The 8,991-nt window shown below is 64.9% G+C and carries 9 protein-coding genes; 2 read left to right on the top strand and 7 right to left on the bottom strand.

Annotation, left to right across the window (positions count from 1 at the left end; all coding sequences use genetic code 11):
• Positions 1 to 143 precede the first annotated feature (143 nt).
• Complete coding sequence (locus GGQ67_RS24705) at positions 144 to 1,082, top strand: sugar phosphate isomerase/epimerase family protein (protein ID WP_183902752.1); 939 nt, start codon at positions 144 to 146, stop codon at positions 1,080 to 1,082.
• Between the two features lie 10 nt (positions 1,083 to 1,092).
• A complete protein-coding gene (locus GGQ67_RS24700) occupies positions 1,093 to 2,805 on the top strand; it encodes a dihydroxyacetone kinase family protein (RefSeq protein ID WP_183902751.1) in 1,713 nt (570 codons plus the stop codon).
• A gap of 102 nt (positions 2,806 to 2,907) precedes the next feature.
• Here the strand turns inward: GGQ67_RS24700 and GGQ67_RS24695 are convergent, their stop codons facing one another.
• The 7 genes from GGQ67_RS24695 to GGQ67_RS24665 all read right to left on the bottom strand — a co-directional run bounded on the left by GGQ67_RS24695 (position 2,908) and on the right by GGQ67_RS24665 (position 8,902).
• On the bottom strand, positions 2,908 to 3,198 hold the full coding sequence (locus GGQ67_RS24695) for a type II toxin-antitoxin system RelE/ParE family toxin (protein WP_183902750.1): 291 nt from the start codon (positions 3,196 to 3,198) through the stop codon (positions 2,908 to 2,910).
• Positions 3,195 to 3,440 carry a CopG family ribbon-helix-helix protein gene (locus GGQ67_RS24690; RefSeq protein WP_183902749.1) on the bottom strand — a complete coding sequence of 82 codons (246 nt, stop codon included), beginning with the start codon at positions 3,438 to 3,440 and terminating at the stop codon, positions 3,195 to 3,197. The genes GGQ67_RS24695 and GGQ67_RS24690 overlap by 4 nt, the downstream gene beginning before the upstream one ends.
• Before the next feature lie 101 nt (positions 3,441 to 3,541).
• Positions 3,542 to 4,270: a TSUP family transporter gene (locus GGQ67_RS24685; RefSeq protein WP_183902754.1), complete on the bottom strand. Its 729-nt coding sequence runs from the start codon at positions 4,268 to 4,270 to the stop codon at positions 3,542 to 3,544.
• Between the two features lie 113 nt (positions 4,271 to 4,383).
• Positions 4,384 to 5,766 (bottom strand): NAD(P)H-dependent oxidoreductase, encoded by a 1,383-nt coding sequence (locus tag GGQ67_RS24680; RefSeq protein ID WP_183902748.1) that lies wholly within the window; start codon positions 5,764 to 5,766, stop codon positions 4,384 to 4,386.
• Between the two features lie 52 nt (positions 5,767 to 5,818).
• Positions 5,819 to 7,333 carry a tripartite tricarboxylate transporter permease gene (locus tag GGQ67_RS24675; protein WP_183902747.1) on the bottom strand — a complete coding sequence of 505 codons (1,515 nt, stop codon included), beginning with the start codon at positions 7,331 to 7,333 and terminating at the stop codon, positions 5,819 to 5,821.
• A gap of 18 nt (positions 7,334 to 7,351) precedes the next feature.
• On the bottom strand, positions 7,352 to 7,840 hold the full coding sequence (locus GGQ67_RS24670) for a tripartite tricarboxylate transporter TctB family protein (protein ID WP_183902746.1): 489 nt from the start codon (positions 7,838 to 7,840) through the stop codon (positions 7,352 to 7,354).
• Between the two features lie 72 nt (positions 7,841 to 7,912).
• Positions 7,913 to 8,902 (bottom strand): Bug family tripartite tricarboxylate transporter substrate binding protein, encoded by a 990-nt coding sequence (locus tag GGQ67_RS24665; protein ID WP_246400330.1) that lies wholly within the window; start codon positions 8,900 to 8,902, stop codon positions 7,913 to 7,915.
• Positions 8,903 to 8,991 lie beyond the last annotated feature (89 nt).

Below are 8,991 nucleotides of genomic sequence, written 5' to 3'. Positions count from 1 at the left end.
TCGCAAAAGCGCCAGGCCGCCAAGGCCGCCTGATCGGACGGGACGAGAGAGCCACATGATTTCGCAGCCGGCGGGGTAGCCGCCGGCTGCATCAGGCCCGCGAGAGGATGCGGGCTTTCCGATGGAGAAAAGGGAGGATTGCAATGACCGGCGCAACCCGCAAATGGACGCGCGACAACTGGCCGATCGCCGCAGCCATGATCCAGTATCCGAACATGCTGGCCGATGGCCGCTCGGTTCAGGATCAGAGCGCCGAGGACTGGTCGCGGACCGTCGGCGAGGTCGCCGATGCCGGCTTTACCGAAATCGACCCGACCGACAGCTGGCTGCGCGTCGCCGATCTCTCGCCCGGGCGGCGCGCCGAATTTCTCGACGTCGTCGCCTCGCACGGCATGACCATCCCGGCCATTTCCAGCTCCCGGCGCAGCGTTATCGACGCTGACAGCGGTGACGAATACCTGGCCTACAGCCACCGCGTCATCGACACCGCCGCCGAAATCGGCGCCGCCAGCGTGTCCTTCGGCTTCTTCGAGCCGCTCACGGAGACGCAGAAGAAAGCCCTCTGGTTCTGGACCGAACAGGGCGCGAAAAACCCCGACGACCCCGCCATCTGGAAGAAGGCCGTCGCCCGCATTTCGGAGCTTGGCCGCCACGCCGCCGAACTCGGGATCGAGGTTTCGCTCGAAATGTACGAGGACACCTATCTTGGAACGGCGGACAGTTCCGTGCGCTTCGTCGAGGAGGTCGGGCTCGACAATGTCGGCATCAATGCCGATCTCGGCAATCTCATCCGTCTCCACCGTCCGGTCGAACATTGGCTGCAGATGATGACCAAGGTTGCGCCCTACGCGAAATACTGGCACGTCAAGAACTACATGCGCATCGAGGATGAGCATGCCGGCCTCATCGCCACCCATCCGGTACCGCTCGAATCCGGGCTGATCAACTACCGGACGGCGATCAGACTGGCGCTCGAGCACGGTTTCGCCAGCGCCTTCCTTTGTGAGCATTACGGCGGCGACGGTCTCTCCGTCAGCGCCACCAACCGCGATTATCTCCGGCGTATCCTGCCGCGTAACTGAGGACCGTTTCATGACGACGATCTTTGATGCTCCCGAAGAGTTTGCCGCAACCGCACTCGCCGGCTTCTGCCGGATCTACCCGAACCATGTGCGCCTGGTCGCCAATGGCGTCGTGCGCGCCACCACCGTGCCGAAGGGCAAGGTCTCCGTCGTCGTCGGCGGCGGCTCGGGCCACTATCCCGCTTTCGCCGGCTATGTCGGCCCCGGCCTGGCCGATGCCGCGGTTGCCGGCGACGTCTTCGCCTCGCCGTCGACGGCGGCGGTCGCGCGCGTCTGCCGCCACGCCCATCATGGCGGCGGCATCATTCTCGGCTTCGGCAATTATGCGGGCGATGTCCTGAACTTCGGCGTCGCCGCCGAGCGGCTGCGCGCCGAGGGCATCGATGTGCGCATCGTCGCGGTCACCGACGACGTCGCCAGCGCGCCGGCCGCCTCTCATGCCATGCGCCGCGGCATTGCCGGCGACCTGGTGGTCTTCAAGATCGCCGGTGCCGCCGCCGAGGCGGGGCTCTCGCTCGACGAGGTGGAGCGCGTCGCGCGGCTTGCCAACGACCGCACCGTCTCCTTCGGTGTCGCCTTCGCCGGCTGCACGCTGCCGGGTGCCAGGGAGCCGCTGTTTACCGTGCCCAAGGGCCGCATGGCGCTCGGCCTCGGCATCCATGGCGAGCCGGGCATCAGCGAACAGGACATCGCCAGCGCCAGTGATCTCGCCGCCCTCCTGGCCGACAAGCTGCTCGCCGAGAAGCCCGCCGACTGCACCCGCGTCGCCGCCGTGCTGAACGGCCTCGGCTCGACCAAGTATGAAGAACTCTTCGTCCTGTGGACGGCGGTCGAGAAGAAGCTGAAGGCCGCCGGCCTGGATCTGGTTCAGCCGGAAGCCGGCGAATATGTCACCAGCCTCGACATGCAGGGCTGCTCGCTGACGCTGACCTGGCTGACGGATGAGCTGGAGCGCTACTGGACGGCACCCTGCGACGCGCCGGCCTTCCGCAAGGGCCGCACCGTCGCCGCCGATCTCCGCACCGACACGATCGCGGATGAGGAAGCAGCGCCCAACATTCCGGCTGCCACCGAAATCTCGCGCCGCACCGCCATCTGCATCCGCGACCTCTTCGCCGAGATCGCCGCGCTGCTGAAGGACCAGGAAGCCGAACTCGGCCGCATCGACGCCGTCGCCGGCGATGGCGACCACGGGCAGGGCATGCGGCGCGGCGCCGAAGCCGCGGCGAAGGCGATGGCGGCGGCCGTGGACGCCGGTGCCGGCGCGCAGACCACGCTGGCGCTCGGCGGCGACGCCTGGGCCGACCGCGCCGGCGGCACCTCAGGCGCCATCTGGGGCCTGCTCCTGCGCTCCTGGAGCAACGCCTTCAGCGATAGCGAAGCGCCCGACGACAAGGCCGTCACCGAAGGTGCGCAGCTGGCGCTCGACGGCGTCACCCGCCTCGGCCGCGCCCGCGTCGGCGACAAGACGCTGGTCGATGCGCTGGTGCCCTTCGTCGAAACACTGAAGGCGGAGGCCGCGGCTGGCAAGCCGCTTTTGGACGCCTGGACATCGGCCGCCAACGCGGCGGATGCCGCCGCCAAGGCGACCTCGTCGCTGACCCCACGCCTCGGCCGCGCCCGCCCGCTCGCCGAAAAGAGCATCGGCCACCCCGACGCCGGCGCCGTCTCGCTCGCCATGGTGGCGCAGCTGGTGGCCGGATTTATCGGCAAGGGACGGTGAGTTGAACGGAGCGCCTATGTCCGGAGCGACGCGCGCGGTCCGGACGTTCTGGCATATGTGCCGACTGAAAATTGGCGTTGCCGCCTTATGTTGCGCGGATCGTCAAAATGCCTTTGGCCATTGCTGATGCGCGTGCATGATCGTGATGATTTCTATGTCGCGCGAAACGCGATAGGCAATGATGTAAGGGACATCGGCCAAGACAACTTCACGAGTGCCGTTGATGCGTCCCGGCCGGCCTAATGCTGGTAGGCCTTCAAGCATATCAACGGCGGAAACGATGCGGGCAACGACGCGCGCCGCCGCGTCCGGGTCGTCCTTTTCGATATATCCGCCGATTTCATCGAGCCGGCGCAACGCTCTTACCGTCCAGCGAATACGCTTGCCGCTCATGATCGGTCAGCGGATTTGACGTATTTGCTGATAACCTTTGCCACATCCTGGTCTGTCGCGAACTCACCGCGGTTGGCCTCCGCGAGCCCTGCCTCGATCTCGGCCAACTGCCACTCCTCGCGGGCAACATAATCCTCGATGGCCTGAGCTGCCATGTAAGCGCGGGAGCGATCGCGCTTTTCCGCGATCTTTTCAAGTTTGCTGGCGGTTTCTTCGGAAACCCTTACGGTAAAGGCAGCCATCGCATCTCACTCCTGCTGGTTCAGGGTGATTGTGGGTTGAACCACGGTGGTTCGTCAAGGTTCTTCGCTGTCCGGGGAGCCGAGACGATCGGCCAGCTGTCTTACCCGAACAAGCCCACACCCGTCAGCCACAGGCCGGATGCCAGCGTGATGGCGTCCATCATGATGCGGAAGGTCTTTTCCGACATGCTGACGACGTAGCGCTTGGCGAAGAAGGTGCCGGCCATCAGCGAGGAACCGATGATGAGGCCGTTGATCATGAGATCGTCGGTGAGCACGCCGGTTTCGCGGAAGGTGAGGATCTTGGCGGCTTGGACGAAGATCGATGGCGCCGCTTCCGTGGAAAGGAAGGCGCCTCGGGTCAGGCCGAAGGCGAGGAAGGCCGGGATGCTGAGCGGGCCGGTCGACAGGAATAGCCCGGTCAGGAAGCCGACGATAGCGCCGGCGACCGCGAGCCCCGCCAGCCCGATCGTCAGGTTCTGTTTCTTGAGAAAGCGCCGCAGCGGCACCAGCGCCATGATGAAGAGGCCAAGCAGCGTGCCGCTGATGTCGGCCGGCAGGTTGACGAGGCTGATGGCGCCGAGCGAGGCGGCCGGAATGCCCGGGATCGCATAGGCAAGCACCGCCTTCCAGTCGACCTCTCGGTGCCAGGCCATGACGCGCGCCGCGTTCGCCATCAGCCCGGCGATTGCCATGACCGGAATGGCCCGGCTCGGATCGAACATCGGCACCAGGACCGGCAGAAGGATCAGGCTGGCGCCCGTTCCGACAATGCCGCCGAGGCAGCCTGCGAGGAAGCCGATGGCGCAGACGATGAGATAGGAAATCACCAGGCGGCCCTCGAGCATGTCGCGCAAAAGTGCGCAGCGGTTTTGCTGCGCCGACATGCGATAAAACAAAGACTTAAAACGTGACGAGCGAATCCGAAGGATCGCGGCACGCCTTAGAAGAAAGCCTTGTCCTGCTGCCGGCGCAGGCTGAGCAGCTCGGAGGCTTCATCGAGTTCGACATCGCCGCACAGGATCGGCCGACCCGCCCTGACCGCTCTTTTGAGCTTGCGGTTTGCCGCGAGATAGAAAGGCACCGGAACGTCGTCGCCAAGCTTTGCTGCGGGTACCATCCGCGCGGAGACGTCAACGATCGAATGGTGGTGGCCGCTTGCGGTCAGCACCGTGCCGGCGGCGATGTCGGCATCCGCGTGAGCGACGAGATCGATGACGGGCTTCGGCTCCGTGGCACCGCTCGAAACGCCCCTGAGGCCCACTTCGAGAATGCTGGTCGCCGCCTCGACGCCCAGCAGATGGCGGGGGATGTAGAGCATGGCGACGTCGCCCTTGCGGCTGACGACATGGCCTTTTTCGGCAAGCATCGCCCAGGTCTCGGCATCGTCGCAGCGGACCGTGACGAAGACGCCGCCGGCAAAGCTCACCTCGCCGGGAAGCCTGAGGCAGTGAAAGACGTCCAGGCTCCTCGGCGTGTCGAGCAGCCCGCCGCTGGCGCGCGGCGAGAAGAAGTCGGCGACCTCGGTGATCCTGGCGATCGGCGCATGCAGGGCCGCCCGGTCGACGGTGAAGCCGCTGGCATTGGCGACCAGCGTCATTTCGCACAGATCAGGCACGGCGCGCTGCGCAAAGCTCTCGGCGATCGCGCCGCGCCGGGCGGCGATCTCGGTGACGGCGGCAGTCGTCGGCTCGATCAAGTCGCCGAAGCCGGGAACGGCGGCAGTTTTGCCGTTCGATGTCAGGGTCTCATTTTCCGGGTCGAACACGAAGTCGTATTCGCTGGCCTTGCCGGCGGCGACGATGTCGAGCCCCAGCACTTCCGCCCAGGTGATCAGTCCCATCAGTAGGCTCGGCTGGTCGCCGTCGACAGGCGTGACGATCACGTTATTCTGACGCGCGCGCAGCGACAGGCCGGGGCCGACGACGCTGTCGACCTCCTTTGAAACCAGCGCCACATGCTTGCCGGCGTCGATCGCCAGCCGGCAATGCCGGGCGCCGGCTTCCGGATGACCGGTCGCCTCGACCACGACGGAGACCGGAAGCCCGAGCACGATGGCGATATCCCCGGCGGCGATGAAGAAGCCTTTCTCCCAGGCCGCCTTCGTCTCGTCCGCCGTGGCGCAGACGGCGATCCGGGCGGCGTCGATGCCGAGGCCGCGCAGAACATCCGCCGCGGTCTCGGCCTTCAGGTCGACGGCGACGCGGGTGCTGATTAGCGGCGTCTTCAGGCTCTGGGCGAGAAAGCTGCGGCCGAAGCCGCCGGTACCGACGATGCAGCATTCCACGGGTTCGGCCTGTGTGCCGAAATAGCTATGGTAATTCATGGGTTTCCCTCGCGTGCCCGCGGGCGTGTCGGCGGTGAAAATGGAGCCGGTCTCAGGCGGCCGAGTCCACCTTCTCGCGTCGCTTGATATGGGAGATCAGTTTGGACAGCTGCGGCACGACGAGGAGGCCAAGCGCCACCACCATGATCCCGCCGACGAGATAGTTGGAGAAGAACACGCCAAGCGATCCATCCGAAACGATCATCGACTGATAGAACGACTCCTCCGCCTTGTCGCCGAGCACCATGGCGAGCACCAGCGGCGCCAGCGGGAATTCCAGCTTGTTGAAGATGAAGCCGACGACCCCGAAGATCAGCACGACCCACAGGTCGAAGGTCGAGTTCGCGACCGTGTATCCGCCGACGAAGCAGATGGCGATGATCATCGGGCCGATGATGGTGAACGGGATGCGCAGCAGGGCGGCGAACATCGGCACGGTGAGGAGCACGAGGATCACGCCGACGATGTTGGCCACATACATGCTGGCGATCAGGCCCCAGACGAAATCGGGCTTGGTGGTGAACAGCATCGGGCCGGGTGTCAGGCCCCAGATCATCAGGCCGCCCATCATGACGGCCGCCGTCGCCGAACTCGGCACGCCGAGCGCCAGCATCGGCAGCATGGCGCAGGTGCCGGCGGAGTGGTCGGCGGTCTCGGGCGCGATGATGCCTTCCGGACGGCCGGTGCCGAACTTGGCGCCGGGCTTCGACCATTGCCGGGCAAGGCCGTAGCTCATGAACGACGCCGCGGTCGGGCCGCCGGGCGTGATGCCCATCCAGATGCCGACCAGAGCCGAGCGGATCACCGTTGCATAGTATCGCGGCATTTCGCAGATCGTCTTGAACACGTCGCGCGGATCGATGCGGGACGAGACGCCGCGAAAACGCAGGCCGTCCTGCACGGTCGCAAGCAGTTCGCCGATGCCGAACAGGCCGATGACGACGACGAGGAAGCTGATGCCGCTGATCAGTTCGTCGAAGCCGAAGGTCAGGCGGAGCGACCCGGTCACGGTATCCATGCCCACGGTCGAAAGCAGAAGGCCAAGCCCGAGCGACACGACCGTCTTCAGCGGCGCGGCGCTGCCCATGCCGATGAAGGCGCAGAAGGCGAGGAAATAGACGGCGAAATATTCCGGTGCGCCGAATCTCAGGGCGAAATTGGCGGCCCAGGACGACAGAAGCGTAATGACGATGACGCCGATCAGAGCGCCCATGCCGGCGGACACGAAGGCGAAGGTGAGCGCCCGGGTCGATTGTCCGGTCCGGGCGAGGGGATAGCCGTCGAATGTCGTTGCAACCGAACTCGGCTCCCCCGGTATATTGAACAGGATGGAGGTCGTGGAGCCGCCGAACAGCGCTCCCCAGTACATCGATGCCAGCAGGATGATGGCCGAAACAGGATCCATCGAGAATGTCAGCGGGATCAGGAGCGACACGCCGTTCGGCGCGCCGAGACCCGGCAGAACGCCGACGATGAGGCCAAGCAGGACGCCGACCACCATCAGCAGGATATGGGTGGGGGTCAGCGCGATGCCGAAGCCTTGCATGAGCAGTTCGAAATTGGCCATTGGAATGCGCCGCCTTCCTTAATAGATGCCGAGCATGTCTTCGAGCGGTCCCTTGTGCAGCGGCACCTGGAAGGCGGTCTCGAAAACCAGATAGAGAACGATCGAGAAGACGACACCGACAAGCAGCGCCATATGTGGCTTGTACTTGCCCTGCCGCCAGGCGACGTAGAACAGGTAGAGTGTGGTCGCGACGTAGAAGCCGAGGAAGATGGTCACGACGACATAGGCCGCCATCGGCAGGAAGAAGGAGAGGAGCCGCAGCGTTTGCTCGGACTCCAGGAATGTCTCCTGCTGTTCCGAGCTCTTCGCCTTGATGAGTGCCTGGATGGCGCAGCCGATGCCGGCCGCAGCCACGATCAGGCCGACATAGAAGGGAAAATAGCCGGGCTTCGGGCCTGAATCACCCCAGGCGACGCCGAGCTCCAGGGCGCCGCTCGCGCCGAGTACGCCGACGATCGCCAGGCAGCTGGCGGTGATGATCTCCATATGGAGGCGCTTGATATGCATGATCGCTTTCCTTCGTCGAAGGGTCCGGCAGAAGCTGCCGGACCCGTTGGCGCTTGATGCTTCGCCGCGCGATTACTGAACCAGCCAGCCTTCTTCCTTGAACACCTTCACGGCGTTCGTTTCGCTGCTGGAAATGAACTCCTGCAGCTTGTCCGGGCCGAGATAGTCGCCGGTCTGCGATGTCTTCTTGATGTAGTCGGCCCATTCCGGGGTTTCGCTGACCTTCTTCATCACCTCGGCATAGTAGGCGATGGCATCGGGTGGCGTGCCGGCGGCGGCCCAGACCGTGCGCGGCATCTTGTAGTTATCGATCGGAACGCCCTGCGAAACGCAGGTCGGAATGTCGCCCCAGCCCTTGCCGTCATAGACCGGTTCGCCCTTGGCCATCGGCGTCGGCGAGAAGACGCAGAGCGGCTTGACGGCGCCCGCCTGCCACTGGCCGAGGTTTTCGTTCGGGTTGTTGACGTTGGCCGCGACATGGCCGCCGGCCAGCTGAACGCCGACCTCGCCGCCGCCGTTGAACGGCAGGTACTTGAACTTGGCGCCCGTCGTCTGCTTGATCAGGGCGACCAGGGTTTCGTCGGTGTCCTTGGACTGGCTGCCGGCGAACGCCACCTTGCCGGGTTCCGCCTTGCCGGCATCGATCAGCTCTTTCGGCGTCTTGTACGCGGAATCAGCCTTCACCCAGATCAGGAATTCGTCGAAGGCGAGCGCGGAAACCGGCTGCAGATCCTTCATCGAATAGGCCATCTTGGCAACGCGGGGCAGGAGATAGGCGTTGTTGGTGCCGAAATAGAGCTTGTTGGCGTCGCCCTCGTTCTTCTTGGCGTAGAGAAACGCCTCCGCGCCGCTACCGCCGCCCTTGTTGAGAATGACCATCGGCTTGCTCATCAGATTGCGCTTGGTGATGATCGACTGAATGGTGCGGGCGAAGTTGTCGGTGCCGCCGCCGGGGCCGGACGCCACCACGAATTCCACCGGGCGCGTCGGCTCGAAGGCCATTGCCTGGCCGGCAACCGCCAGCGTCGCGGCAAGAACCATACCTGCAGATAGTTTTTTCATCCTGTTCCTCCTTTGAGATGAAAGCCGGCGCAACCTCCGCACGCCGGTATGCACGTGAAAACTTGCTAGGCGGCGGGCTTTGCCCTCCC

Origin of the sequence: Rhizobium metallidurans, from assembly GCF_014196505.1 — a bacterium.
GTDB classification, from domain to species: domain Bacteria; phylum Pseudomonadota; class Alphaproteobacteria; order Rhizobiales; family Rhizobiaceae; genus Rhizobium; species Rhizobium metallidurans.
The sequence above is the reverse complement of the archived record's forward strand: the minus strand, read 5'-3'. Positions and strand labels throughout refer to the sequence as shown.

Bases quoted from the DNA above. Each gene is read 5' to 3' on its own strand.
- GGQ67_RS24705 (WP_183902752.1), top strand. From the start codon at position 144: ATGACCGGCGCAACCCGCAAATGGACGCGCGACAACTGGCCGATCGCC.
- GGQ67_RS24690 (WP_183902749.1), bottom strand. From the start codon at position 3,440: ATGGCTGCCTTTACCGTAAGGGTTTCCGAAGAAACCGCCAGCAAACTT.
- GGQ67_RS24665 (WP_246400330.1), bottom strand. From the start codon at position 8,902: ATGAAAAAACTATCTGCAGGTATGGTTCTTGCCGCGACGCTGGCGGTT.
- GGQ67_RS24680 (WP_183902748.1), bottom strand. From the start codon at position 5,766: ATGAATTACCATAGCTATTTCGGCACACAGGCCGAACCCGTGGAATGC.
- GGQ67_RS24675 (WP_183902747.1), bottom strand. From the start codon at position 7,333: ATGGCCAATTTCGAACTGCTCATGCAAGGCTTCGGCATCGCGCTGACC.
- GGQ67_RS24700 (WP_183902751.1), top strand. From the start codon at position 1,093: ATGACGACGATCTTTGATGCTCCCGAAGAGTTTGCCGCAACCGCACTC.
- GGQ67_RS24670 (WP_183902746.1), bottom strand. From the start codon at position 7,840: ATGCATATCAAGCGCCTCCATATGGAGATCATCACCGCCAGCTGCCTG.
- GGQ67_RS24695 (WP_183902750.1), bottom strand. From the start codon at position 3,198: ATGAGCGGCAAGCGTATTCGCTGGACGGTAAGAGCGTTGCGCCGGCTC.